The organism is Microbacterium sp. Leaf159, assembly GCF_001423615.1.
GTDB lineage: Bacteria > Actinomycetota > Actinomycetes > Actinomycetales > Microbacteriaceae > Microbacterium.
Map to the genome: position 1 here is coordinate 1,021,858 of NZ_LMOU01000001.1, position 24,981 is coordinate 1,046,838.

Sequence of the window (24,981 nt, forward strand, 5' to 3'; positions counted from 1 at the left end):
GCCTCGACAAACGCTGTCAGCCGGCACTCGCACCGCTGTAGCCGCCCGCATCGAGCATGCTCCTGAGCATCGGGGCGAGCGTGCGCCCATACGTGTCGGAGATGTGGTTGTCGTCGATGTACACCGCGACGTTGCCGATCACGCCTCGGCAGACACCGTCGGGGCAGAGCCACGGGCGGAAGTCGACGCCGACAACACCGTCTCTTGCGGTGAGTGTATCCATGCTCTCCCCCATGGCGAACCCGATCTCCGGCACATCGCAGAAGCTCGCTTCGGCAGTCGATGCGTCCGCCTCGGTCATCGCACACTCGTACATGTCGATGTCGAAGCGTGGGTTGTCCCGCACCGCGATCACTTCGATTCCCTGCGCCGTGAGCTGATCCGCGATCTGCTCGACCCCATCGACGAGCGTCTCAGACGACGACGAAGTCGCCTTGGTCGCGACCAGGTACACGGCGTCCGGCTCGATCCTCATCGCATAGTCGAGTGCGGCCTTCCGCCACTCGTCACATGGTGACGATTCCGCCGAAGGGTCGGGCTCCACCGCTGCCAGAGAGCATCCGCCTCGCAGGAGCGCGAACAACCCCCAGCCCTCCTCATCGGCCACAACCCTCAATGGGGACATCAGCTGCTGCGCATGCGAATCTCCGACCACCAGGACTCGCCGCGTGTCGGGGTCCGCGGCCCTCGCTGTCTGAACACAGCTGCCGATGAGCAACTCTTCGGTCGGCTTGAGCTCATCCTCGCAGCTCCCGCCAAGATCCACCCACTCACCATCCAGGGCGGTGGCGAGCGGGATCAGCGGCACATCAACGGCCGCGAGGTCGATCGGCTCGTCGACCTGCGCCGCGCCCGGGTACCCGCCCGTATCGCTCGCCATCAGGGCCGACTCACGCTGCTCGACGAGCATCTGCCACGTCGTCAGGGGCACGGAGACGATGAGTACGGCTGCCGCCAGCACGAGTGCGCCGAGCCGATGAGAGCGATCGAATATGGCCGCGTCTCGAATGGGCCTCTCGACCAGCATCGACACGAGTCGGGCGAGCACGAATGAGATGAGTACGATTCCGAGACCTGCGAGCCAGCCCGGTTCTGATCGGCCGCTGAGAACCATCCAGGTGACGAGTACGGGCCAGTGCACGAGATACAGCGCGTAGGCATCGCGGGAAACGTATCGAAGCGGTCCGGATTCGAGAAGCACGGCTGGGCCGCCGCGAGGACGATCGCGCCCGGCGACGATCACGAGGGCCGTGCAGACGACCGGCCACAGCGCGAGGTAGCCCGGGAACCCGCCCTGGACATCCAGCACGATTCCACACAGCACGATTCCGATGATCCCGATCCACCCCAGGGCGGACGCCGACCACGCCGACACCCGAATGTGCGGGAGGGCGAGGGCGACCAGCGAACCCGCCGCGAACTCCCACAGCCGCGTGCGCGTGTCGAAATAGGCGAACGACTGCGCGTGCATCGTCTCGACGACCGAGAAGACCATCGAACCCACGAAGATCGCACCGAACACGAGCGCGAGCGCCGGAACGATCAGTGCACGACGCCGTCGGAGCACGAGCCAGACTCCGCCGATGATCAGCGGCCACAGGAGGAAGACCTGCCCCTGCACGGACAGCGACCAGAAGTGCTGGAACGGACTGGGTGTCACGGACGCACGGGCGTAGTAGTCGACCTCGGAGAACGCCAGCGTCCAGTTCTCGACGTAGAAGAGACTCGACCAGGCCTCGCCCCAGACACGTGGCCACTCGGTCTGCGGATAGGCCAGCAGAGCGACCGCGAGAACCCCGACGATCGTCACCGCGGCTGCGGGAAGCAGCCGGCGGAACCTGCGAAGCCAGAACGGGCCGAGTGCGAATGGACGTTCCGACTGGATCCTCCGCACGAATGAGGCCGTGAGGAAGAACGCGGACACCATCAGGAAGACGTCGACACCGCCGGACACCCGTCCGAGCCACACGTGATAGGTGACGACGAGCAGGATGGCGAGCGCACGCAGCCCATCGATATCCGCTCGATATCCCGAGAGACGCGCGGACTCCGGCGCGCTAGGACGAGGCCATGCGAGGTGCGACATTTTCATGGAAGGGCGGCATACCGGCGGTGGGGTTCGCCGCAGTCGTATCGGGTCGACCGTCTGCCGGCTCCCAGCCTAGCCGGTCTCCTCCAGCAGCTGTTCGGCGGCATCATCGATCTCAGATCCCAGCATGCGGACGTACTCGAGGTTGAGGTGATCTGCGTCGTAGTAGACCGGGATTCCGCCGACCACCGCATAGCACGACAGGTCGTCGCAGAACCGATCCGTGAGGTCCAATGATCGGACGATCTCGGAGTCCGCGGCATCCGCAGCAGCGACGACAGGATCCGGAGGCTGCGCCTCGGTACGGGAGCGCGCACACTCGATCGGCGCATCGACGTTCAAGATGACACAGTCGGGCGATCGCACCTCACCGTTGAAGGGAGGGTCGGCAAGAGCGAGAACGCGGGTACCTCGGTCGGACCAGTCCCCCCAGAATTCGACCAGTCCCTGCTCCATCTGCACCGCCGACGACTCGCCGCTGCCGTCATCGGCCGTCTGCAGACGTGATGCCATGGCCGTCATGACGAGGTCGGGCTCTGCCTGCTCGATGGTCTCCGACAGGTCGCTGGCCCACGTCTCGCACAGCTCGGCATCCGAAGGCGCCCAAGCACCTCGGAACCCGACGAAGGCGATGTCGGCGACCGGGCACCCCCCGAAGTAACTCGTCGTGACGATCCAATGACGATCCCGAGCGATGTCGAAGACGGCGCCCTGCCATTGCTGCGCATGCGAGTCTCCCACCAACCACACGCGGGTCGGATTCTCCGCGCCCCCCGAGAAGTCGCACTCCATCGTGGTCTTTCTCTCGCCGTACGTGAGGATCGGCAGGAAGTCGCCGCACTCGGTCGGCGTGAACGAGTAGAGATTCTGTTCGGTCATCACCGAATATTCCGCAGGGCCGAAGCGCTCGGGGCAGTCTGCCTGCGGCGCAAGTGCGAGGGGCCCCTCGCACGAGGTGGCGACGACCTCTTCCGGCGGCCTGTCCGCCGCGGCGCGAACCGTGTACATGGTGAGGACGGCCGCCACCAGCCCTCCGATGACCACCATGCCCGCGACCATGAGCAGCAGGGAACGACGGGGCGACGCCTGCCAGAACCGCCATCGTTGTCCGCGATCCTCGATGAATCTCTTGGTCAGTTCCGCGAGCACCAGTGACAGCGCGAGCACTGCGAGCTTCGAGACGGTGGACGCCTCCGACCCCATTGCGAAAGGGGCGACGACGATGAGCGGCCAGTGCCAGAGGTAGAGCGAGTAAGAAACCCCTCCGACCCATTGGATGGGCCTCAGCGCCGTCACCTTCGAGTGCCACAACGAGGCATGGGCGTTGCCCGCGAGGATCACCATCGCAGTACCGAGGACAGGAGCAATCGCGGCATACCCGGGAAAGGCCGTCGTGTGATCGTAGGTCAGCGCCGAGAACGCGATCAGAGCGAAGCCGACCACGCTGATGAGATCAGCCACCAGGCGTCCGAGCGGCAGTCGCACACCGATCAATGCGACGGCGCCCCCGACCGCGAACTCCCATCCGCGGGTGAACGTCGCGAAGTACGCCTGGGACGGTGCGACGATCGTATAGACGACGCTCGCGCCGAGCGAGAGGACTCCGACGGCCGCGATGACTACGAACAGCGCCGTGCGAAGTCGTTCCCGGTTCCCTCCCCTGGTCGTCTTCGCCCCGCCCCGGCGCGAGAACGCAACGGCCGCGATCAGCAGGAGCGGCCAGAGGATGTAGAACTGCTCTTCCACAGACAACGACCAGTAGTGCTGGACGAGGCTTGCAGCGTCGTTCAAGGCCGAGTAGTTCACCGACATGGCGGCCAGGAACCAGTTCTCCACATACCCGGCGCTCGCGGCGATCTCCCAAGCGTTCCTGTCCCAGCGAGGGTAGGGCAGGAAAGAGACGAGAAGTACGAGCGAGACCGTGAGGACGAGGAATGCGGCCGGAAGGAGACGCCGCACTCGGCGGGCGTAGAACGCCCCGAGGCGCACGCGCCCTGTGCGGTTGATCTCTCCCACGAGATGACCCGTGATGAGGAACCCGGAGATGACAAAGAAGACGTCCACACCGACGTACCCGCCGGTGAGACGGACCGGCCACAGGTGGTTGAGGACGACCAGCCCGATCGCGATAGCACGCAGGGCCTGGATATCGGTCCGGATGATGCGCGGCTCGCGGACCGCGGTAGCGGCACCCGCGCTCAACAGCGATGCACTCACAGCGCGAGATACTCCCGCAGCATCTCGTCACCGGGACGAGGCGAGAATCCGACTGCGCTCACGCGTGTCAGGTCCAACACACTGTTCAGCGGGCGAGGGGCGACCGGCGCCGTCGCGTTCGTGAAGTACTCCGCCGTCGTCACTCCCGTGACCCGTGCGGGATCGTGACCGACCAGCTCGAACACCCGGCGAGCGATGTCCGCCCACGTGGAGGTCGCACCGTCGGACGTCAGGTTGTATACGCCGAACTGCGGGCAAACCTCGAGGAGGTGGCGGATGAGGCGTGCGATCTCGGCGGCGAAGGTCAAACGACCTCGCTGATCGTCGACGACCTTCGGATCGATCCCGCGTTCGGCGAGTGACGCCATCGTGCGCACGAAGTTGTTGCCGCTTCCGATCACCCACGACGTGCGGATGATGTAATGACGCGGCGCGGTCGCCACGGCGATGTCCCCCGCGGCCTTCGTCTGACCGTAGACACCCAGCGGGCAGACGGCGTCGTCCTCCCGATACGGGCGATCGGCGGAGCCGTCGAACACGTAGTCGCTGGAGACATGGACGAGCGTGATGCCGTGCTCACTCGCGATGCGCGCGAGCGCAGCGGGCCCGGCGGCGTTGACCGCCCAGGCGTCGGAACGCCCCTCAGCCGTCTCTGCTCGGTCGACGGCCGTGTACGCAGCGGCGTTGATGATGGTGTCGTAGTCGCGCCATCTGCGAGCGTCGGCCAACGCTGCCGATCCGAGGTCGAAGTCGGCCCTGGTGGTCCATTCGACGTTGCCGAGATCTTCGAACTCGGCTCGGAGCGCCGTGCCGAGCTGCCCTCCGGAACCGATCACGAGCGTCTTCCGAGGTGCCACAGGGACGACATCGGCGAGCCGTGGGTGGGCGAGGTCCTTCGCCGAGACCTCGGCCTCGGCGAGCGGGATCGGCCACTCGATCGCCGAGGTCTCATCGGCGAGGTTGAGGAACGAGTACGACGCGTCCGGCGACCAATGGTCGTTCACGAGATAGGTGTAGGCGGTGTCGGGCTCGAGCGTCTGATACGAGTTGCCCACACCGCGCGGGACGAAGATCGCCTTGGAAGGGTCGAGCTCTGCGGTGAAGACGGCACCGAAGCTCGGGCCTTCCCGGAGATCCACCCATGCGCCGAAGATGCGGCCCGTCGCGATGGACACCCACTTGTCCCAGGGTTCCGCATGGATTCCCCGAGTCGTACCGACCGCGTCGTTGAAGGAGACGTTGTTCTGCACCGGGCCGAAATCCGCCAGTCCGAGGGCGGTCATCTTGTCGCGCTGCCAGTTCTCCTTGAACCAGCCCCGCGAGTCGCCGTGCACCGGAAGATCGAAGATCTCCAGTCCGGGAATCGTCGTCTCCGTTCGGCTCAGCGACTTTCCGAACTCAATCTCGCTCACCGCGTCACTGTCCCTTCGAGGCGTAGAACGCCTCGGTCTGATCCTTGGACGGGGCCCACCACGCCTCGTTCTCGCGATACCACTCGATCGTGGCCGCGAGTCCGGACTCGAAGTCCGCGAACCGGGGAGTCCAGCCCAGCTCGGTACGCAGCTTCGTGGAATCGATCGCGTAGCGCAGATCATGGCCGGCGCGGTCCGTGACGTGATCGTACGCGTCGCGCGGCTGGCCCATCTCCTCGAGGATCAGCTCGACGACTTCCTTGTTGTTGCGCTCTCCGTCGGCTCCGATCAGATACGTGTCACCGATCGTCCCCTTCTCGAGGATCGTGAGCACCGCGGAAGAGTGATCGTTCGCGTGGATCCAGTCCCTCACGTTCTCCCCCGCGCCATAGAGCTTGGGGCGGATACCCCGGATCACGTTCGTGATCTGCCGAGGGATGAACTTCTCGACGTGCTGGTACGGCCCGTAGTTGTTGGAGCAGTTCGAGATCGTCGCCTGCACTCCGAACGAACGCACCCATGCACGCACGAGGAGGTCGCTGCCGGCCTTCGTGGACGAGTACGGCGAAGAAGGGTTGTACGGCGTCTGCTCCGTGAACCGATCCGGGTCGTCGAGTTCGAGATCTCCGTAGACCTCGTCCGTCGAGATGTGGTGGAAGCGGGTCTCGTACTTGCGCGCCGCCTCGAGCAGCGTGTACGTGCCGATGATGTTGGTGTCGAGGAACGGCCGGGGGCTGTGCAGCGAATTGTCGTTGTGCGACTCGGCGGCATAGTGCACGACAGCATCGGCTTCGGCGGTGAGCCGGTCGACCAACTCGGCATCGGTGATGTCGCCGTGCACGAAACGGACCCGATCCTCGGGCAGTCCTGCGAGGGACGCGCGGTTGCCTGCGTAGGTGAGAGCGTCGAGCACGGTGACCGTGTGTTCGGTGTTCTGCACCGCATAATGCACGAAGTTCGAGCCGATGAAACCGGCGCCTCCGGTGACGAGGATGTTCGACATCAACGACCTCTTTCCAGGGTCTCGAGCAGGTAGGTGCCGTAGCCGGACTTCACGAGCTTCTCCGCACGTTCGCGGAGTTCGTCGTCGGTCAGGAATCCCTGTCGCCATGCCACCTCTTCGGGCACGCCGATGCGGAGACCGGTGCGGCGCTCCATCGTGCGGACGTAGTCGCCCGCGTCCGACATCTGATCGAACGTCCCGGTATCGAGCCAGGCGGTGCCGCGCGGGAGAACCTCAACCTGGAGGGTGCCTCGTTCGAGATATGCGCGGTTGACGTCCGTGATCTCGTATTCTCCGCGTGCACTCGGCTCCAGGTTGCGCGCGATCTCGACGACGTCGTTGTCGTAGAAGTAGAGACCGGGAACCGCATAGTTGCTCTTGGGATGCTCGGGCTTCTCCTCGAGGGACACCGCACGCCCGTCGGCGTCGAACTCGACGACGCCGTAGGCGTTCGGCTCTGCCACCCAATAGGCGAAGACGGCCCCGCCCTCGACATCGGTGTAGCGCTTGAGCTGCGTCCCGAGGCCGGGGCCGTACAGCAGGTTGTCGCCGAGCACGAGGGCCACCTTGTCATCGCCGATGAAGTCGGCACCGATGACGAACGCCTGTGCGAGGCCGTCGGGTGAGGCCTGCTGAGCGAACGTGAGGTTCACCCCGAACTGGGAGCCGTCCCCCAGCAGCCGCTCGAACTGCTCCGCGTCATGCGGCGTCGTGATGATGAGGATGTCGCGGATACCCGCGAGCATCAACGTCGACAACGGGTAGTAGACCATCGGCTTGTCGTACACAGGGATGAGCTGCTTGGAGATGCCGATGGTGATCGGGTGCAGCCGAGTTCCTGAGCCGCCAGCGAGGATTATGCCTTTCACCCCCATATCGTGCCACACCTCGACTGGACATCCCGGGCGAAGAATTTACACCCGCCACATTGATCACACTGGCAACATGGGTCACTTTCCGCCACAATGAGCATGTGACCGGCCAATCCTCTCCTCGTCTGCGCAGACTCATCGCTAGTGCGGCAGCTGTCGTCTTCGCCGCCTCCATACTCGTCGCGAGTCCGGCAAGCGCGGCAAGCACCGCGCCCGCTGCGAGTTCCGTCGCGGGCGCATCCGCTGCGTTGAACGCGACGGTCTCGACCGGAGTAGCCAGGTCCGCAAATCTCGCCCTCTTCCGCGCGGGCAACATCATCTCTGACGCGACGTTCTTCAACTCGACGACGATGAGCGCCGGCCAGATCGACTCCTTCTTCAGAAGCAAGGTCGGTGCGTGCCAATCCGGTTACGTCTGCTTGAAGGACTACCGGCAGAACACTCCCAATCGACCCGCGGACAAATACTGCAACGGATACAGCGGCGCGGGAAACGAATCTGCGGCGACGATCATCTATCGGGTCGCCCAGGCCTGCGGCATCAATCCACAGGTGTTCATCGTCATGCTTCAGAAGGAACAGGGGCTCATCACGCACACCTGGCCGAGCTCCTGGCGTTACGACATGGCGCTGGGACAGGGATGCCCCGATACCGCGCCATGCGATCCCGCCTACGCCGGCTTCTTCTACCAGATCTACGGCGCCGGTCGGCAGATGAAGATCTATGCCGAGGGCCGCTACTTCACGTACTACGCGCCAGGTAAGACCTGGAACATCCAGTACCACCCGAACACGGCTTGTGGCCGCGCACCGGTATACGTGGAGAACATCGCTACCGCAGCCCTGTACTACTACACGCCCTACCAGCCGAACATCGCCGCTCTCCGCGCGGGGTACGGCACGGGTGACGCATGCTCGAGCTACGGCAATCGCAACTTCTACCAGTACTTCGTGGACTGGTTCGGGTCCACCACCTACGAGGTGGTCGGTGGCCTCGCCACCTACTGGAGTTCGCAGGGGGGCGGAAGCGGTCCGCTTGGGCAGCCGACGGGCGCAATGACCACATGGCCGAACGAAGGCTGGTCACAACCGTTCACCGGCGGCGATGTCTTCCAGAAGATTGGAACCACCAACGTGCACGCCGTGCGTGGTGAGTTCAAAGCGGAGTACGGACGAGTCAACGGATTCCGCAGCGGACTCGGCTGGCCCACCGGCGACCAGGTAGGAGTAGCTGGCGGTCTCTACCAGGACTTCCAGAACGGGCGCATCTACACGAAGGCGGGTACCACCGGGGTCGCGATCGCGGCGCCGATGTTCGCCGAGCACGAGGCACAACGGAATATCTTCGGGACCCTCGGATGGCCCAAGGCACGTGCCTATCTGACCGCCGACGGATCCCGCCAAGACTTCGATTCCGGTTCCATCTTCGCCAATGCCGCCGGAGTATTCACCCTCCCCGCGGACATCGTCACCGCCTACGATCGGGCAGGCGGGCTCACCCAGCTCGGGTCCCCGACCAGCGCCGTGGTGAGCGATTCCCTCGGGCAGCATGTTTCGTTCACAGCCGGGTGGATTCAGCGAAACGGCTCAGGCCTCACCCTGGTCAAGGGCGCTCTCGGAAAGTCATACGCAGCGCTAGGCGCCGCATCGAGCGCGCTCGGCACTCCGACCGGAGCCGAACGCCTTCTTCCCGGCGGCGGATGGACTCAGAGCTTCACGGGCGGCGCTCTGTACCACTCGTCCTACGGCACGTTCTCGGTGACGGGCTTCGCTGCAGAACTCGCGGTACTCGGCGGCGTAGACGTCTTCGGTTACCCGAGCGCCGAAGCTGTGGTGGATGGCACCCGCAGCTCCCAGCAGTTCGGATCACGAACGATCGCCAAGGCCACGCCGAGCGGTGGCGCCTACGTGACAACGGGCGCCATCGGCGCGCACTATGCCGCGTCCGGGGGCGTCAAGAGCGTCCTCGGAGCACCGATCGCGAAGGAGCGGTCGCACAACGGGGGCTGGGTCCAGGACTTCGAGGGCGGCCGGATCCTTCATTCGGGTTACGGCACGTACAGCGTCCCGACGCCGATCGCGAAGGTACTCGACGCGAACGGCGGGGTACTCTCTCGCATCGGTTGGCCCGTTGCCGCCGCGGTCGCTACTTCCGACGGGTGGCGCCAGGACTTCTCTGGAGGCACCCTGCTCGCTGCGTCGGCATCCGGCGGCAAGTCCGGCGTGGTCGTCGGAGGAATCGTCAACACCGTTCGCGCTTACAACGCTTTCGCCGAACTCGGATATCCCTCCGAGAGGGAGAACCTGACAGCCAACGGCTGGCGCCAGCGCTTCGACACGGGCACCGTCTTCGTGCCTAACGGGTACGCCCCCAGCGTCGTTAGCGGATCGATCCATGAGCTCTATCTCAAGCTCGGCGGAGAAGCGGTGACCGGAGTCCCCACGGGCCCCGCCACGAAGGTGGGCGCGGGTCGGATGCAGGACCTGCAGGTCTTCGGCATCTACAGCAACCCGACTACGGGGACCTGGCAGTCCAACGGTCTGATCAGGGATCGCTACCGAGCACTGGGCGGTCCCGCAGGCGTTCTCGGCTGGCCGACGGAATCCCTCGCTACGGTGCAGGGCGGCTGGCGACAGCACTTCACCGGAGGTGCGATCTACTCAACTTCCGGTGGTGTCCTGCTGACGGTCAAGGGGGCAATCGGGGCGGAGTACGTCGCACGGGGTGCGGAGGGTGGGGCACTCGGCTGGCCTGCGGCGAATGAGGCTCTGGTGGGCGGTCTGTGGTCGCAGCGATTCCAGAACGGGACGCTGGTCCTCAAGGCCGACGGAACCTTCGAGGTCCGGTGACCGCATCGGGTGCCCGTCGAACGCCGGTATCATCGGATAGCCATGGTTGACTCATTCCGCACGCTCGTCATAGTCCCTGCCTGGAACGAGGAGCAGAACGTCGGCAACACCGTCGCTGAGATCCTCGATCTCGATGAGGGGTACGACGTCGTCGTCGTCGACGATGGTTCCTCCGATGACACCGCCCGCGTAGCTGAGAGGGCGGGGGCGCGGGTTCTGGTTCTCCCCTTCAACATGGGGGTGGGCGGCGCGATGCGAACCGGTTTCACATTCGCGCAGCGCCACGGCTACGACCGGGCGATCCAGGTAGATGCCGACGGACAGCACAACCCCCGCGACATCGCGATCGTGCTCGAAGGTCTCGAGCATGCTGACATCTCCATCGGTGCTCGCTTCGCCGAGATCGGCGATTACAAGGCACGCGGCCCGCGCCGGTGGGCCATGAAGATGCTCGCGACCGTTCTCTCCCGAGTGGGCCGGACCAAACTGACCGATGTCACATCTGGGTTTCGAGCGGGCAACCGAGACGCTATCGATCAGTATGTGCACTATTATCCCGCAGAGTATCTGGGCGACACTGTCGACTCCCTCGTCAGTGCTCTGCATGCCGGACTCACCGTCACTCAGGTCCCCGTGGCCATGCGCCCTCGGGCGTACGGCCGTCCCAGCCAGAATCCTTTCGGCGCCACTGTCTACCTTCTGAGAACGACCTTCGCGCTCACTTTGGCCCTCCTCCGAGGAACCCGCTCGGGAAAGGCATCGGCATGATCATCGCCGCAGGGATCGCGTTCGCGATCATCGTCGTCACTCTGATCGTCGTCCTGCTGCTCCGTCGACAGCTTCGTGAGAAGTACGCCATCCTGTGGCTCCTCATCGGTGTCACGATCCTGGTGCTCTCCGTGTTCCCCTCCCTGCTCGTCGGGCTCTCCGCCTTCCTTGGCGTGGCTGTGCCGTCCAACCTGATCTTTGCCCTATCTATAGTGCTTCTGGTCGGAGTGACTCTGCACCTGTCCTGGGAGCTCTCCCAGGCAGAGGACGAGATCCGACGTGTCGCGGAGGAAGTAGCAATCCTGCGATCAGCCGTGGAGGACCTAGACCGCCGAGTCAACGGCGCCGACAGCGCAGACGGTCCCAGCCGGAACGACCCCGATGGCGCGGTCTGAGACCGGAGCCGCGGCTCTGCGTTGGATTCTGCTCGCGACCGCCGTCGCTGGCATACTCGGATATCTCATCCAGGTCGCCGCGCCGCGACTCCTGAGTGAGGTGTCGTACGTCTCTTTCTCGGTGATGTGGTCGACCGTGTACCTCTGCGTAGCGGCGATGTCCGGTGTCCAGCAGGAGGTGTCCCGCGCCTCTCGCCCGTCCACCGACCACGCTCCGAACACGGTCCTACGGGCGTTCGCTCTGAGCGCTGCGGGCATCGTTCTCGTCGCCGCGATTGGTCTGAGTGTCTGGCTCAGCTCCACGGTGCTCCCCCTCTCCGTGATCGCGCTCGTGTCGGTGCTAAGCATCGGTTTCGTCGGCTACCTCGTCAATGCAGTGCTCAGCGGCGTTCTCTACGGCCTCCAGCTCTGGCGAGGTGTAGCGCTCATCACCATGCTCGATGCAGGCTTGCGCACCGCACTCCTCGCCGCCGCCTTCGTGCTCGGCGCCGATCCCCTGTGGCTCGGATTCGGCATCGCATTTCCGTTCGGACTCTCTTTCGCCGTCGCGTGGGTCGCGCTCAGACAGAAGGTCATCGGACGATTCGTCCTGGACGTCGAGTTCGGTCGGCTCTCGCGAAACGTCTTGAGCACCGTCGGTGCAGCAGCGTGCAGCGGCGTGATGATCTCCGGCCTGCCCCTGTTGCTCGGCGCGACCTCGTCGTCTGTGCCCGCATCGACCCTCGGGGCGCTCATCATGGCGATCAATCTCACCCGCGCTCCCATCGTCGTGCCCGTCATGGCGCTGCAGAGCTACCTCATTTCGGCGGTGTTCCGGGACCGCGCGACAATCCCGGCGCGGCGACTGCTCGCGTTCCTCGGCATCGCCCTGCTCGTCATGGGCGCTCTCTCGGCCGCGGCTTTCCTGGTCGGACCATGGTTGATAACGCTCATCTCGGCCGGGTCCTTCGAGATCGAGTCGTCCGCCATTGCGATCGTCGTGTTCAGCGCTGGGCTCGTCGCCCTCATGTGCGTCACGGGCCCAGCGCTCGTGGCCAAGCGCCGTCACTCGGCGAATGTCATCGGGTGGGCTGTCGCAGCCGCATTGACCCTCGGTTGCCTGGCGCTGCCGTTCGACTTCGAGACCAGGACGCTGGTCGCTCTCACCCTGCCGGCCATGATCGGCCTGACCGTGCATCTCTTCGCCTTGATGAGGAGCGAACGGAACACGGGTCCCGAGGCGCCACGCTACCTACCAGTCTGACGGGAAGCCCTCGGGTAGGATGGTCGAGGCTCACGCCAGACCATCGTTCTCCCGATACAGGAGCAATCTTCATGACCGAAAGCCTGGCGCCGAAGCGCGCCCTCATCACCGGAATCACCGGACAGGACGGCAGCTACCTCGCTGAGCTGCTCCTCTCCAAGGGGTATGAGGTCCACGGCTTGATCCGTCGATCGTCGTCATTCAACACCCAGCGCATCGACCACATCTACCAGCCCGCGCAGTCCGAGAACCACAGGCTGTTCCTCCACTTCGCCGACCTCGCGGACGGATCGCGTCTGGTCACCCTCCTCAACGAGATCCAGCCGCACGAGGTGTACAACCTCGCCGCGCAGTCGCACGTGCGCGTGAGCTTCGACGAGCCCGAGTACACGGGTGACGTCACCGGGCTCGCTACGACGCGACTGCTCGAGGCCATCCGCGCCGCTCACGTCGACTGCCGTTTCTACCAGGCATCCAGCTCCGAGATGTTCGGCGCGACACCTCCGCCCCAGAACGAGGAGACCCCGTTCTACCCGCGCTCGCCCTATGGCGTCGCCAAGGTCTACTCCTACTGGATCACGCGTAACTACCGCGAGGCCTACGACCTCTTCGCGGTCAACGGCATCCTGTTCAACCACGAGTCGCCCCGACGTGGCGGCACCTTCGTGACGCGCAAGATCACGCGCGCCGTCGCGCGCATCGCGGCAGGTCTCCAGGACGAGCTGTACCTCGGCAACCTCGACTCGGTCCGAGACTGGGGCTACGCTCCCGAGTACGTCGAAGGCATGTGGCGCATGCTCCAGCACGACGAGCCCACCGATTACGTCCTCGCCACGAACACTGCTTACACGGTCAAGGACTTCCTGCAGTTCTCGTTCGAGCACGTCGGCCTCGACTGGGAGAAGTACGTGAAGTTCGATGAGCGCTACCTGCGCCCGACCGAGGTCGACGCGCTCGTCGGTGACTTCGGCCGCGCGAAGGACCTCCTCGGCTGGGAGCCGAAGGTGCTCACCCCTCGCCTCGCCCAGATCATGGTGGATGCCGACGCCGCGAGCCTCGAGGTCGAGGGCCGGCACTACGTCGATCAGGTCCAGAGCTGACACGTGCGCGTTCTGATCACCGGGGCGGGCGGAATGCTCGGCTCCAGCATCGTCGAGCGGTGGACATCACGTCGCCCGGACGATGACATCGTCGCGCTCCGGCGCAGCGATGTCGACCTCCGCGACACGGAGGCGACCGGTCGCGCGGTGCGATCGGCGCGACCGGACGTGATCGTCCATGCCGCAGCCGTCGTCGGCGGCATCGCTGACAAGATCGCACGTCCCCTCCCCTACCTGCTCGACAACCTGGCCGTCGATCGCGCCGTGATCGAAGCCGCCGTGTCGAACGAGGTGCCCGGTCTGGTCTATATCGCGAGCGCCGCGGCCTACCCTGCCTCGGCGGAGAGCCCCATCGACGAGTCTCAACTCTTCCGCGGCGCCTTGGAGTCCGCCAACGAGGGGTACGGTCTCGCGAAGCTCACCGGGCTCACGGCCGTCCGCTACGCCGCGCAGCAGACGGGGCTCGCCTATCGGTCGCTGCTTCCGTCGAACCTGTACGGGCCGAACGACACCTTCGCGGCCGATCGGGCTCACCTGATCGCCTCCACGATCCGCAAGACGCACGAGGCGAAGACCTCCGGCTCGTCCTCCGTATCGGTGTGGGGTGACGGCACCGCGCGGCGGGAGTTCACCTTCGCGCCCGACCTGGCGGACTGGCTCGTGGGGGCGATCGATGACCTCGCGAACTGGCCGTCGACCATGAACGTCGGCGCGGGCACAGACCACAGCATCCGCGAATTCTACGAGTTCGCGAGTGAGGTCGTGGACTACGACGGCGACCTCGAGTTCGACGCCACACGGCCCAGCGGGGTTCCGCAGCGCCTGATCGACTCATCCGTCGCCCGATCCCACGGCTGGCTGCCGACGACCACGATGATCGACGGCATGCGTGCCTGCTACGACTCCTACCTGAGACATGTTGCGAATGGAGAACTGCGATGACCTCTGCCGAACGGGCCTACCCACTGGCCACGACCACCTGGGATGACGCGGAGTATGCGGCGATCCGCCGCGTCACCGACAGCGGACGCTTCACGATGGGCCCCCTCGTGAAGGAGTTCGAGGCCGGGTTCGCCGCGCACTTCGGTGCCTCCTACGGTGTCATGGTCAATTCGGGCAGCTCTGCGAATCTGATCGCCGTTGCCGCCGCGGTTCTCGATCCCCGGATCGACCTCAACCGTGGCGACGAGGTCCTCGTGCCCGCTGTGTCATGGCCGACCACGTACTACCCGCTGACCCAGTACGGTCTACGCCCCCGATTCGTCGACATCGACCTCGACACACTCAACGTCGACCTCGACCTGTTGGAGGAGGCGATCGGTCCCCGCACCAAAGCGGTCTTCGCGGTCAACCTGCTCGGCAACCCGAACGACTTCACACGCCTACGACAGATCTGCGAGCGGCACGGGCTGCTCCTGATGGAGGACAACTGCGAATCCCTGGGCGCTGTGAGCGATGGGATCAACGCGGGAACGGCAGGGCTCATGGGAACCTTCAGCTCGTTCTTCTCGCACCACATCGCGACGATGGAAGGCGGCGTGATCCTCACGGACGACGAGCAGATCTATCAGGAGATGCTGTCGCTGCGCTCGCACGGCTGGACGCGCGACCTCCCCGACCAGAACCACGTGCATGACAAGACCGGCAACGCGTGGGACGACCTGTTCAGGTTCGTGCTTCCCGGCTACAACGTGCGTCCGCTCGAGATGGAGGGCGCGCTCGGCCTGGAGCAGCTGAAGAAGATCCCCGCACTCGTGGCTGGCCGCCGCGAGAATGCGGCGTACTTCGCAGAGCGCTTCGCTGGCATCTCCTCCGTGCGTCTTCAGAAGGAGACCGGCGAGAGCAGCTGGTTCGGCTTCTCGCTGGTGCTCGAGGGAGCGCTGGCCGGACGCCGCGCCGACCTGGTCGCCGCTTTCGCCGAAGCGAGCATTGAGTCCCGCCCGATCGTGGCCGGGAACTTCACTCGAAACCCCGTGATGGCTCACCTCGATGCCATCGTTCCGGACGCACTACCTGCGGCCGATAAGGTCCACGAAGACGGGCTCTTCGTGGGCAACCACCACTACCCCGTGCAGGACGGCATCGATCTCGTCGCCGAGACCGTCGAGCGGGTTGCTCGAACCTAGGCCTCAGCCGTTCCCGTCGCGAAGGGCACGTTCGAACGACTCGAGCGTGCCCTTCGCCGTCTTCTCCCATGAGAAGAGCTCAGCACGCTCGTAGCCGCGACGGGTCAGGTCGAGCATCCGCTCCGGATCGGTCGCCGCGGTCGTCATCGCCTTCGCGATCGATCCGAGATCATTCGGGTCGATGAACAGGGCCACGTCTCCGACGACTTCCCTGTAGACGGGGATGTCGCTGATCATCACGGGAAGCCCTGCCATCATGGCCTCGAGGGCGGGCAGGGAGAAACCGTCCGCGAAGGATGGCATCGCGAGGGCCGTCGCCGTCGAGTACAGCTCTCGCATCTCGTCTGTGTCGACCCACGAGCGCAGCTCGACCCAATCCTGCATCCCCGTCTCGGCCACGACCTCGAGGAGTGGGTCATCACCATGACTTCCGGTGACCACGACGCGTGGTCGGACTTCGGGGTCGATCAATGGCAGCGACTTGATGAGCGAAGGCCAGTTCTTGTGAGGGCGCCGGTTGCCGGTAGCGAGGATCATGGGCCCGTCGACGGACGCACGTGTTCTGTCCACGCCCTGCAGGGGCGTGCCGGCGAGCGGAACAAGGTCGATGTTGTCTGCGCTGACCTTCAGATAGCGCACGATCGCCTGACGAGACACCTCGCTGATCGTGAGGATACGAGAGGCGTTGCGTGCTGCGAGACGCTCCATCACCTTGACCGGCAGGGTGTACATCGGCGTCGACATGTACTGGGGGTGGCTCCAGTAGAGCATGTCGTGCATGCTGATGACCGCAGGCATCTTCGTCTTCGCCGGTCCGAGCGTCATCGGAGAGTGCAGTAGATCCGCGCCAGCCGCTGCAGCCGCTCGTCCGCACCTCAGCTCTCCCCACGCCCAGGCGAACCTGTTCTCGCCGCTGATCCCTGACGCTATCCCCTCACCTGGGAACCAGCTCCGGTCGAGTTCCCAGCCCTCCTTGCTGAAGTAACCGATGTACTCGTGTTCCGGAGCGAGGCGACCGAGCTGCGTGTACAGTTCCCGAGCGTACGTCTCCATTCCGCCCTTCTTTCCGGTGAGCGAGAGGAGGTCGACGAAGATTCGTGCCATTACGGAATATCCTTTTTGGGTGTGTTTCACGCGGAGGGTGCGACGATGGCCGAGCGCGGGCTCGAACCGCGGCTGCGCACACGCCGCATGCACGGGCGCTCGACGAGGAACCAGCTCAGCGCGGCAAGGGCGACGGTTCCGATGATCGTGATGCCGATGAAGACGGCCATACCCCATCGATCACCACCGAACAGCACCGTGAGTTGTTGGATCGGCCACGCGTATATGTAGAAGCCGTAGGAGATGTCATTCTTGGCGATCCACGACGGTTGCGGGATCACAGTCGACAGATAGAGCAGGCCGTAAGCGAGGAACGGAGAAGATATCTGCCCGCCCCAGTGCGGGATGAATGCGATGGACACGAGAGCGAGGAGGAGCGACGCGAGCGCGATCCACCGGTTGATCCCGAATCGCTCGATCACCAGAAACGCGACAGCTCCGCCGAGGAAGAAGGGAAGGAGTTTGAAGAGCAATACGAAGCTGCCGTCGAGCCCGACCCGTTCAGCGAGACCCACGTTCATCCACACCAGGACAGAGGCGAGGAAGACAGCGGCGGCAGGCACGAACGAGCGACGGAAGAACGCCCACGCTCCGAGGATCCAGACGATCAAGTAGCAGAGGAACTCGTAGTACAAGGTCCAAAGGGATCCATTCCACGCGTTCGGGTACGGAACCGTGTCCAGAGTCGCCCCGATGTCATAGTTCACGATATCGAGACCGAGGTTGGCCCACACGTACTCGAGTGGAGTGATGGGCGTGCTCACGTACCCGGCGAGGGTGCCGTTCTCGATCATCGCTGCAATGGGGCCGAACACGGCGGCCGTCACCAGAAGGCACACGACGAAAGCGGGGTAGATCCGCGCGACGCGATGCAGCAGATAATCTCCAGCCCCTGTGCGGAAGCGACTCCTCGTGATGAGGAATCCGCTCAACACGAAGAATCCCGCGACCGCCCACCCACCGAGGTTCTCTCCCTGGATCTGCGGTCCGACGCCCGTCCCTGCGATATACCAACTGTGCGCGAACAGGACCAGGCCTGCAAGGACGAGACGGAACAGGTTGAGGCTGTTATCGCGATACGGGAACGGGCTTCCCGCGAGTGCGTTGCCGGCGCTCACTTCAAGAGGTTCCGAGAAGCCATCTCGTCCAGCGACTTCTGGTACGTGTCACCCTCGATCGGCTCGGTCAGCACCCATTCCGCGAAACGCTTCACACCGTCCGCGAACGCCACGCGGGGCGTGAAACTGAGCGTCTCTTCAAGTCTTGTCGTGTCGGCCACGTTGTGGCGGATATCGCCGAGTCGGTAGTTGCCGGAGATATGAGTGGGGACGTCAGTGCCGAAAGCTGCGAACAGCGCTCCCACAACTTCCTGGACGCTGGTCGCGACACCCGATCCGACATTGAAGATATTGCCGGCTGCCTCCGGGTGGGTTGCTCCAAGGAACGTCGCTTCGACCACATCGTCGATGTACACGAAGTCACGGGTCTCGAGACCGTCTTCGAAGATGTTTATTCCCTTCCCCTGTCGGATCAGAGTGGAAAAGATCGACAAGATGCCCGTGTACGGATTCTTGAGCGACTGCCCCGGCCCGTACACGTTCTGGTAACGGAGCGACACGGGCTCGATGCCGATCGTCGGAGCGACCGTCATGATCAAGGATTCCTGCATCTGCTTCGTGATCCCGTACACCGATGACGGGTGGAGTTTTGCACTCTCGTCGGTCGGAATGAGCTCGAGCCCGCCCTCGCCGCCGAACTTGACCTCGAAATCGCCGATGGACATGTCCGCGTCCTGGCGATGCGCCGGATAGACGATACGTCCGTCAGAGGTGCGGTACGCGCCCTCACCGTAGATCGAGCGAGACGAGGCGACCACGACACGACGAACCGAGTGCGGCTCATTCGCGAGGAGGTTGAGGAGTTTCGCTGTACCGCCGATGTTCGTCTCGGTGTAACGATCGATCTCATACATCGACTGCCCCGTGCCGGTCTCTGCCGCCAGGTGCACGACGATAGTGGCGCCCTCGAGTGCGCGTCGGAGGTCATCGGAGGAAGTCACGGTGCCTTCGATCACCGTCGCAATGCCGTCGATGGATTTGAGCAACGGCGAATCGTTGCGAGGATCCGAGCCATGGACCTGAGCGATGAGGGCATCAAGAACAGTTACGGTATGACCCGCCTCGACGAAGCGACGCGCGAGTCGCGTGCCGATGAAGCCCGCGCCTCCGGTGATGAGGACGTGTTCAGCCATGTGATGTCTCCTGTAGGTGGGTGCAACCGCTCGGACGCGGAGATTCAGCCGGTCAGAGCGCGAAGATGTGCGCCAGCGTCGAGTTTATCCCGGCCCCGGTGCCGCGCCGGGCGACGCCCGGGAGCTCGGCGATTCCATGCAGTCGTGACATCAGACGGATTCGCGCGGTGATCTCCGTCCGCCGCCACCCCTTTACCTGGGCGAGGGCAGCTGCCTGGCGGTAGTACGTGCGCTCATCTCGGAAACGACGCCCGTCGAGAAGAGTCCTCTGCGACGCGCTTCCGCCGTGTCTACGATACGAGAACGCCATCTCGGGCGCGTACGCCAACGTCCCTCCGTCGAACGCAATATCCATGAGAAGCGCGAGATCCTGGATGATCGGCAGTCCGTCACGGAAGTCGATCCGCTTCAGGGTCTCGGTCCTGAACGTCAGCGACGGCCAATACAACCAGTCACCGCGGATCAGGCTGGTCGCCATCCGATCACCTTGCAGAACTGCCACCCCGGTGCCACCCCGGGGCGCGAGAATGCCCTGCTTGACCCGATCCACGAGAGGCGCAATCTCTCGGCCGGTCTCATCGATGACTATGACGCCCGGCTGGATCACATCCGCGCTCGGCACGCGTGCCGTCGCGCGCTCGATAACCTCGAGATAGTTGGGATGCATGAGGTCGTCGCATCCCATAATCGTGACGAACTCACTGGACGCACGGCGGATGGCTTCGCGATAGTTCTCCGTGATGCCAAGGTTCACGTCGTTGCGGGTGTACTCGACTCGATCGTCGTCGAGCGCCGTGAAGAATTCCCGTACGGATTCGTCCGGGTAGCAGTCGTCGATCACGACGACCCGCCAGTCCGTGACTGTCTGCGCCTGCACGGAGCGGATGGTCTCGTAGAGGTGGCCGGGGTCTCCCCAGAAAGGAATGAAGATCTCGTGGGTCATGGTGTGTCACATCCTGTCACTCGGTAGAGGCGAGCGTCGCCGACCTCGTCCACGAGCTCGACTGCCTCCGAATCGTCGAGGTCGGCGAGTCCTCGGTACTGATGTTCTGCTCCATGGATCTCCTGTGTCCCGAAGTCGAGCACATACTCGACATCGGCTCGGTCGAGTGCGTCGCAGACCGCTGACCCCGGCTCGGCATCGGCGAGGTCGTCCAGGATGAGCAAGTCGTCCGTCGTGAAGTCCATCAGCACGTGCGGCATCAACACCTCGCGATCAGAGAACGCGTAGGCAAGGCCGGCGCCGGTCCACCCGCTGCCGGCGATCGTCGCACCCTCAGGGACCTCGTCCGGAAGCCGCTCGAGCAATGCCTTCTCATCAAGCGTGATCAGGCGAGACTGGTCAGAGTACGTGTAGACCGCGGACGCCAGTCGGATTGCTTCGCCGGACGCGTAGATCTGTCCGCCGAGCGCCGCGATCGAGACCACCGCGATCCCCGCGATCAGCGGGCGCCGACCGTCAGCCTTGTGAATGCGACTGCGAACCCAGCGAAAAACACCCGCAGCACCATAGGCCGCGATCGGGACCACGACCATCGGAAGCAGCGCGGCGAGACGCGGTGAGTTGTTATACCAGGCGGCAGTCAGCAGATCGCGTAGCTGATGCCAAGGAAGTGCGCTCGCGACGATGTACAGCGTTGCGACGACTACCAATGCGAGAAGCGCGAAGATATCCGCCCTGTGCCGCGTGCGCAAAGCTGCGACGACGCCAGCAAGAAGCAGCCCAGCCACGACCCACGGAACGTTGCCGTACGTCGGAGCCACCGTGATCGCCTGCCCAATAGCCTGCGCTACGGACTGCTCCACCGGCCATCCCCGCGCCTCGGCAGCAGGTTTGAGCACCTTCCAGGCTCCGGCCGCGGCGATCAGCGAGGCGCCCACGACGATGGAGTAGCGAACGACGGTCGCCCGTTCCGGGCGTGTCTGCAGGAGACAGACGAAGGCGACGAGTCCTGCAAGCACCGACAACACCATCCAGGCCACGAAAGCCCCAGGATGCGCCACAGCGATCCCAGGCAGGCCACCGAGCACAGCGAAGACCAGCACCAGAATCGGGGGCGCAGACTTCTCGCTGCCGAGACGCAGCATGGAGACCATCGCCGCGAGCGCAGCAGGTACCAGCGCCACACCGAGCAGATACGGGTACAGCACGCCGTAGTCGAGCATCAGTATCGGAAAAGCCGGGATCAGACCGCTCAGCGCGCCGGCGGCGATCAGCGTGGATCGCGAGCTCCCCATCAGCGTGCGAGTGAGCAGCAGGATGGTCGCGGGCCAGACCAACGCTGCAACGACGATCGTCACGGCGTTCGAGGCTGCCATGATCGACATCCCCGAGAGCTGCGCGACCAGCGCCACGGATGCGTGCCAGCCGCTCGGATAGAACCAGACGCCGCCGGTGTCGCTGGTCATCGAGCCGACAGTCAGCGGCGAAGCCGATCCTGTTTCGAGCACGAATCTGATCGCGTTGAGATGGAATATGTTGTCGAACGACTGCGAGATGTTCTCTGGTGCGCCGATGATCGCGAACACCTGCGCGCCGACGAGGACTGCCGCACCGCCGACGATGATCGCCGTCAGCGGCGAGCGAGTGGTTCCGACCGGCATGGGGTCTCTGCGTCGCGTCAGCCACCCCACTACAGCGGCCACCGCGCCGACCACTGCGGTCGTGATCACGACCGGCAGCCATGACCAAGACAGGCCGGTTGCCGTTGACCAGATGGCGCTTATCGCGATGACGCTCGCTGATGCCAAAGGCGCAAAAGCCCAAGCCCACAAGCCACGCAGTGTCAGAAGCCACGCGACGAGGTAGCCCGGTGCGAACAGCAGAAGGATCGCGGCGCCGAGTCCAGGCAGAGCCTCGAACCACGTCATCGCGCCTGGCTCTCCGGATACCGGATCTTCGGGTTGAAGGTGATGCCCTTCAGCCACTTTCCGAGAAGCTTCGCGCGCAGATCGAGAGGCACCCGACCGCGGTGGAGACTGACGAACAGCCGAGCGCCGAACTCGACGAAGTACAGCAGGCCGCGGTGGTGGAGCTGCCACGATGCCTCGTTGCGCACGCCGTACGAGAACTTCCACAGGCTTTTGCGGTCCACCATCGCGAAGTTCACGCCGCGGTTGTCACCCATGTCATGGACGACGACGCTGTCGAGCACCTGCACGCCGGGGCAGCGCGCGGTGAGCCGCAGCGTGTACTCACGGTCGTCGAACCAGATGAAGTACTCGGAGTACGGCAGACCGTATTCCGCGATCGCCCAGCGCGGGATCAGGACGGACACGAAGGAGCACGCCGTCACCATGACGTTCTTCTGCCCCTTGACGAGCAGCCGCCCCCAGTCCCATGTGGTCACAGGGTTGTTCATCTCGCAGATGCTTCCGTCGGTGAACTCCACGACCGAGCAGGCGAAGGGCACGTCACCCCCGAGTTCGGCGACAGCGCCGTCGAAACCCGCGATCAGACTGGCGAGGGCCTCGGGCTTCGGGTAGCAGTCGTCATCCATGATCCAGACGTGATCGGCGCCCGACGCGTACCCGCGGAGCATCCCTTCCGAGAACCCTCCCGCTCCCCCGGAGTTGGTCGCCATCGTGACCACTTCGAGGGGTACCGAGGCGTCAAGGGATGCCAGGTACTCCGCGGTGCCGTCGGTCGACGCGTTGTCGATGACGAAGAGCGTCTCGACCTGGTGTGTCTGGGCTTCGATCGATGCGATCACGGTCTTCAGCTTCTCCAGCCGATTGAACGTGACGACCACTCCTGCGACGCTCACCACGAGCCCACCTCTTTCTCGAACCATGAACTCGCGGACTGCTGGGAGAGCAGCTTCTTCTCTGCCTTGCGTTCTTTGCGCCAGAGGGCTTCTCTGGCCGACTCGTCTGCGACGAGGGGCGCGACCGTCTCGGCGAGACGACGAGCTGCGACGCGTGCGTAACGCGGCACGAGCGCGGACGGCGGGATGATGTCCCCCTGCGCACCCACGTCGGTCGAGATGACCGGCACGCCGTGCGCGATCGCCTCGAGCGTGGTGAGCGTGAGTCCCTCGTTGTGCGAGGCGACGACGAGGACGTGCGCCTCGTCGAGCGTCTCGGACACCGGCGTTCTCGAGGTACGACGGATGATGTCCGCCGTCATCCCATCGGCCGCGATGATGTCGTCCACCCAACTGGAGAGTTCGCCGTCGCCGTGAAGGATGAATCGCAGCGTATGCCCCTGGCGCTTGAGCCGGTGCGCCATTGCGACGAAGACCTCTGGAGCCTTCTGGCGTGCCATGCGTCCCACGAAAGCGACCGTGAACGGCTCGTCAGCAGCGCGAGAACGGAACTCCGCGTCCTTCGGCTTGACCGTCAGACCTCCCAGCGGCGCCATCACGACACGATCGGCGGGAATGCGCTGGACGTCGGTCATCCAAGCTGCGAGGCTCGGCGAGATGACGTGGTGCTTCGTCATCGATCGCGATGCGATCGCACTCGACAAGGGGTAACCACCGCCTGTGTACTCGACGATGTGAGTGCTGTCGACGATCGGTATACCCGGACGGGAAGCAGCAATCCAGGCCACCCGGTCGTAGAGCCACTGGTTGTGGTGGATCACGACGCCGCGCACATCGAAGGTCCGGAGCAGCCCGCGCAGCAGGGGCTCGACACCGGGTGTCTGCGACTCCACGGTCGGTTCGGAGAACGGCACGATCAGGGCACCGTCGAGCTCAGGTCGGGTGACCCACGGCTGATGGGAATCCCGGTTGCTGATCACGATCGGGAGGAATCCCGCTTCGCGTACGAGGCGGACCGTCTCGAACGCCCAGAGCTCAGCCCCGCCGAGCTCGAACCAGTGCAGTCCGATGATGACGGCTTTCTGCGCACCCTCAGCGGCCGGAGGCGCGAGAACGATCACGTCATCTTCATGCTCGCCGCCGGGAAGGAACTCCCGCGCGTAGCTTCGGGGTTCGATCGCGGTTGTCAGCTTCTTACGGAATCGCAGCAGAGACAGGTCACGAGCGTCGTCGTAGAGCAGTGGCGCCCTCGACTTCACCTGCCGCGCCATACCGCCGATGAGACCGCGGCGAGGTGGACGGTAGGGATCCGCGGCGAGGACGTCGTCAGAGGAGATATGAAGATGACGGGTCGACGAGGCCACCAGCGCTTCGGACTCGGCCTCCGGGTGCTCCGGTTCCCGCTTTTCCGACTGCACGACGCTGACGACCTCAAAGGACTCGAGACGATTCCGGTTGTTGCGGGACATGCCGGTGAAGGTGGTGTCGTCCGTCAGCCGGGGCGTGGTGTCTACAGACCCGTCGTAGAGGTGCACGCGGAGCGTGCGTTCGGGAGCCATCAGCGCATGGAAATTCAACGCTCCCACGAGCAGGCGACGCTCCCGATCAGAGAGATGTGCCCCCGTCTGCTGATCCGAGAAGCTGAAGAGTGCGGGCTGGTCGAGAGCTTTGAGAAGTGTCACAGATTCAGGTTGCTTTCAGATCGACGGACGCACGAGACCTCGGTGATCCTATCAGCGACAGCCCTGCGCACCCTGGATCGCCCCTGAGTCGCGCAGCTGCTCC

General features: G+C 64.5%; 19 protein-coding genes. 7 read left to right on the forward strand and 12 right to left on the reverse strand.

The genetic code is table 11. From position 1 onward, the window contains the following. Positions 1 to 16: 16 nt before the first annotated feature. The 5 genes from ASF80_RS04990 to rfbA form a co-directional block, all read right to left on the reverse strand. The gene (locus tag ASF80_RS04990; protein WP_056308504.1) at positions 17 to 2,086 is read right to left on the reverse strand and encodes an acyltransferase family protein; all 2,070 of its coding nucleotides are present in this window, start codon (positions 2,084 to 2,086) and stop codon (positions 17 to 19) included. 75 nt (positions 2,087 to 2,161) lie between these two features. Next, positions 2,162 to 4,306 carry an acyltransferase family protein gene (locus ASF80_RS04995; RefSeq protein ID WP_082488189.1) on the reverse strand — a complete coding sequence of 715 codons (2,145 nt, stop codon included), beginning with the start codon at positions 4,304 to 4,306 and terminating at the stop codon, positions 2,162 to 2,164. Then, complete coding sequence (rfbD, locus tag ASF80_RS05000) at positions 4,303 to 5,718, reverse strand: dTDP-4-dehydrorhamnose reductase (protein WP_056308506.1); 1,416 nt, start codon at positions 5,716 to 5,718, stop codon at positions 4,303 to 4,305. The genes ASF80_RS04995 and rfbD overlap by 4 nt, the downstream gene beginning before the upstream one ends. A gap of 4 nt (positions 5,719 to 5,722) precedes the next feature. Continuing rightward, positions 5,723 to 6,721 (reverse strand): dTDP-glucose 4,6-dehydratase, encoded by a 999-nt coding sequence (gene rfbB / locus ASF80_RS05005; protein ID WP_056308507.1) that lies wholly within the window; start codon positions 6,719 to 6,721, stop codon positions 5,723 to 5,725. Then, positions 6,721 to 7,590, reverse strand: coding sequence for a glucose-1-phosphate thymidylyltransferase RfbA (gene rfbA / locus ASF80_RS05010; protein ID WP_056308509.1), 870 nt, complete (start codon positions 7,588 to 7,590; stop codon positions 6,721 to 6,723). Before rfbA ends, rfbB begins: the two co-directional genes overlap by 1 nt. A 104-nt stretch (positions 7,591 to 7,694) precedes the next feature. On the opposite strand from rfbA, the gene ASF80_RS05015 reads away from it, so the two are divergent. The 7 genes from ASF80_RS05015 (at position 7,695) to ASF80_RS05045 (ending at position 16,074) form a co-directional block, all read left to right on the forward strand. After that, positions 7,695 to 10,442, forward strand: coding sequence for an LGFP repeat-containing protein (locus ASF80_RS05015; protein ID WP_157520977.1), 2,748 nt, complete (start codon positions 7,695 to 7,697; stop codon positions 10,440 to 10,442). 42 nt (positions 10,443 to 10,484) lie between these two features. Next, a complete protein-coding gene (locus tag ASF80_RS05020) occupies positions 10,485 to 11,210 on the forward strand; it encodes a glycosyltransferase family 2 protein (RefSeq protein WP_056308513.1) in 726 nt (241 codons plus the stop codon). Beyond that, complete coding sequence (locus ASF80_RS05025) at positions 11,207 to 11,605, forward strand: DUF2304 domain-containing protein (RefSeq protein ID WP_056308516.1); 399 nt, start codon at positions 11,207 to 11,209, stop codon at positions 11,603 to 11,605. Before ASF80_RS05020 ends, ASF80_RS05025 begins: the two co-directional genes overlap by 4 nt. Beyond that, the gene (locus tag ASF80_RS05030) at positions 11,592 to 12,848 is read left to right on the forward strand and encodes a hypothetical protein (RefSeq protein ID WP_056308517.1); all 1,257 of its coding nucleotides are present in this window, start codon (positions 11,592 to 11,594) and stop codon (positions 12,846 to 12,848) included. The genes ASF80_RS05025 and ASF80_RS05030 overlap by 14 nt, the downstream gene beginning before the upstream one ends. A 71-nt stretch (positions 12,849 to 12,919) precedes the next feature. After that, positions 12,920 to 13,948 carry a GDP-mannose 4,6-dehydratase gene (gene gmd / locus ASF80_RS05035; RefSeq protein ID WP_056308519.1) on the forward strand — a complete coding sequence of 343 codons (1,029 nt, stop codon included), beginning with the start codon at positions 12,920 to 12,922 and terminating at the stop codon, positions 13,946 to 13,948. Between the two features lie 3 nt (positions 13,949 to 13,951). Continuing rightward, positions 13,952 to 14,890, forward strand: a complete 939-nt coding sequence (locus tag ASF80_RS05040; protein ID WP_056308521.1) for an NAD-dependent epimerase/dehydratase family protein — start codon at positions 13,952 to 13,954, stop codon at positions 14,888 to 14,890. After that, positions 14,887 to 16,074, forward strand: coding sequence for a DegT/DnrJ/EryC1/StrS family aminotransferase (locus ASF80_RS05045; RefSeq protein ID WP_056308523.1), 1,188 nt, complete (start codon positions 14,887 to 14,889; stop codon positions 16,072 to 16,074). The genes ASF80_RS05040 and ASF80_RS05045 overlap by 4 nt, the downstream gene beginning before the upstream one ends. A gap of 3 nt (positions 16,075 to 16,077) precedes the next feature. Here ASF80_RS05045 and ASF80_RS05050 read toward each other — a convergent pair whose 3' ends face one another. The 7 genes from ASF80_RS05050 to ASF80_RS05080 are packed head-to-tail and all read right to left on the reverse strand — an operon-like array spanning position 16,078 to position 24,878. Next, positions 16,078 to 17,178 carry a glycosyltransferase family 4 protein gene (locus ASF80_RS05050; RefSeq protein WP_056308525.1) on the reverse strand — a complete coding sequence of 367 codons (1,101 nt, stop codon included), beginning with the start codon at positions 17,176 to 17,178 and terminating at the stop codon, positions 16,078 to 16,080. Positions 17,179 to 17,204: 26 nt separating this feature from the next. Next, positions 17,205 to 18,296, reverse strand: coding sequence for an acyltransferase family protein (locus ASF80_RS05055; RefSeq protein ID WP_056308530.1), 1,092 nt, complete (start codon positions 18,294 to 18,296; stop codon positions 17,205 to 17,207). Beyond that, positions 18,293 to 19,429, reverse strand: a complete 1,137-nt coding sequence (locus ASF80_RS05060) for an NAD-dependent epimerase/dehydratase family protein (RefSeq protein ID WP_056308531.1) — start codon at positions 19,427 to 19,429, stop codon at positions 18,293 to 18,295. The genes ASF80_RS05055 and ASF80_RS05060 overlap by 4 nt, the downstream gene beginning before the upstream one ends. 52 nt (positions 19,430 to 19,481) lie before the next feature. Beyond that, positions 19,482 to 20,372 carry a glycosyltransferase gene (locus ASF80_RS05065; protein ID WP_056308533.1) on the reverse strand — a complete coding sequence of 297 codons (891 nt, stop codon included), beginning with the start codon at positions 20,370 to 20,372 and terminating at the stop codon, positions 19,482 to 19,484. Beyond that, positions 20,369 to 22,300: a DUF6541 family protein gene (locus ASF80_RS19540; protein WP_321163975.1), complete on the reverse strand. Its 1,932-nt coding sequence runs from the start codon at positions 22,298 to 22,300 to the stop codon at positions 20,369 to 20,371. The genes ASF80_RS05065 and ASF80_RS19540 overlap by 4 nt, the downstream gene beginning before the upstream one ends. Further along, positions 22,297 to 23,196, reverse strand: coding sequence for a glycosyltransferase family 2 protein (locus tag ASF80_RS05075; protein ID WP_235559885.1), 900 nt, complete (start codon positions 23,194 to 23,196; stop codon positions 22,297 to 22,299). Before ASF80_RS05075 ends, ASF80_RS19540 begins: the two co-directional genes overlap by 4 nt. After that, positions 23,193 to 24,878, reverse strand: coding sequence for a glycosyltransferase (locus ASF80_RS05080; protein ID WP_056308539.1), 1,686 nt, complete (start codon positions 24,876 to 24,878; stop codon positions 23,193 to 23,195). The genes ASF80_RS05075 and ASF80_RS05080 overlap by 4 nt, the downstream gene beginning before the upstream one ends. Between the last annotated feature and the right edge of the window lie 103 nt (positions 24,879 to 24,981).